Source organism: Okeania sp. SIO2F4, from assembly GCF_010672385.1.
Classification (GTDB): domain Bacteria; phylum Cyanobacteriota; class Cyanobacteriia; order Cyanobacteriales; family Microcoleaceae; genus Trichodesmium.
On the sequence record NZ_JAAHGT010001233.1, the window covers coordinates 1 to 2,208 of the forward strand.

At 36.5% G+C, this 2,208-nt stretch carries 1 protein-coding gene; it reads left to right on the forward strand.

Annotated features, from left to right (window positions below):
* The first annotated feature begins 37 nt into the window (after positions 1–37).
* Entirely contained in the window at positions 38–1,972 is a 1,935-nt protein-coding gene (locus F6K22_RS39220) for an O-linked N-acetylglucosamine transferase family protein (protein ID WP_293110395.1), read from the forward strand.
* Positions 1,973–2,208: the final 236 nt, after the last annotated feature.

Below are 2,208 nucleotides of genomic sequence, written 5' to 3' on the forward strand. Positions count from 1 at the left end.
TCTCGCAACACTTTGATAAAAAAACAAAAAAAATATCATGCAGGCAGGTTGGAAAATAGGCAGTTTATTTGGTATCCCTTTATTTCTGGATTACTCGTGGTTAATTATTTTATTTTGGGTAACATACTTATCTATTGGTCTGGAAAACTATACAGCAGACCAATTGACAGAATATGAAATTATTACACAACTAGAAAATAGCAAAATAGAGGAGCTTGACCAAGATTTATTACTACATCTACTGAACAAACTCTTAATATACGACCCGATAAATTTATCATCAATAGAATTTGTATCAGTTGCTGTTCAAAAAATAGAAGATAAACCAGCACTTGTTAGTTGTTTAATTCCACCTATATATCAAATTGCCTACTCCTTTGCAGAATTAGGAGTCGCCAGAAAATATACAGAAATATTATTAAATGTTGTGCCAGAAAATCAGGAAGTATTGAGAACTATGGCACAATTCAGCACAGAATTAACAGAATATTCTCTAGGTCTTGAATACGCAGAAAAGACTTACAGCTTATCAAAAAAAATCTTTGAAAAAGTTATAGATTATCATCAAATTTGTCGCTCCCTCATAGCATTAAAAGGATGCGACCAAAAAGTTCAAGAAGCTGTTGAACACCAAGAAAAGCTATTAAAATCTCTCGTTACAGAATCTCCCCAAAAACTTGCCGGAGCAGCAACACGTTTATATAGTTCTAGTTTTTTCTTCCCCTATACCAGAGATTGCCCAGAAAAAAACGTTAAAATTCGCAGTCAAGTAGCAGAGCTTTGTCAACTGAATTTAGAAAAAGCAAATTCTCAACAAATTAATAAATATCGTCATAAACTATCTCAACAAAAACAGATAAATTCAACAAAAAAAACTTTGAAAATCGGCTATTTATCCCATTGTTTAAGAAGACATTCTGTAGGATGGATTGCCCGATGGCTATTTAAGTATCATAATCGAGAAAAATATGAAATTTATGCCTATTTACAAGGAGCAGAAAACCGCAACGATTCTCTACAACAGTGGTATATTAATCAAGCAACTAAAGCTCATGTTTACGGAATTGTCAGTACAGAAGTAGCAGAAGATATTTATGAAGATGAAATAGATATTTTAATTGATTTAGATAGTACAACCTTAACTAATAGTTGCTCAATTATGGCAATGAAAGCAGCACCTATTCAAGCAACATGGTTAGGATGGGATGCTTCAGGAATACCAACAATTGATTACTATATTGCCGATCCTTATGTCTTGCCAGAAAATGCTCAAGATTATTATCCCCATAAAATTTGGCGACTACCTCAAACTTATGTAGCTGTAGATGGTTTTGAAGTAAACATACCCAGTCTAAAACGAGAAGACTTAGGCATTCCCAATGACGCAGTAGTTTATTTTACTGCTCAGAGAGGTTATAAATGCAACCCCGATACTGCCAGACTGCAAATGAAAATCCTCAAAGAAGTTCCCAATAGTTACTTCTTGTTCAAAAAATTTGGTGAGTCAGACGTTTTATCAGAATTGCTGATAGATATAGCGGAGTCAGAGGGTATTAGTAGCGATCGCCTCATTCCCATAGAAGAAGTAGCTAGAGAAGAAATTCACCGCGCTAACTTAGGTATTGCAGATATTGTTTTAGATACTTATCCCTACAACGGTGCAACAACAACATTAGAAACTCTCTGGATGTGCATCCCCATGGTAACGCGGGTAGGTCAACAATTTGCAGCACGCAATAGCTACACCATGATGATAAATGCTGGCATCACCGAAGGTATTGCTTGGAGTGATGAAGAATATGTGGAGTGGGGAATTAAATTAGGGAAAGATGAAAAATTACGTCAGGAAATATCCTGGAAATTGAGAAAGTCGAGGCAAACTGCTCCGTTGTGGAATGCCAAACAATTTACCCGCGAAATGGAAAACGCTTACGAGCAAATGTGGCAGAAGTATATTGAGGGTGGGATTTGAGATTGCTTCGGCGATATTAATGGTTTTCCTACAAGGTTAAATGGTTGTATTATCGCCTCGCTGCGGACAGTGATATTTGAATTGTCCGCAGCGAGGGGGGATGGTTTGTCAGACTGTTAGTTGAGTAAATTATTCCGTTCTACTGAACTTATCCAAACTTACCTAACCACAGGTTAGGCTTTGGAGACGAGCTTCCTGCTTCATTGAGAACCACTGACCGCAGTCTGTAACCTTAA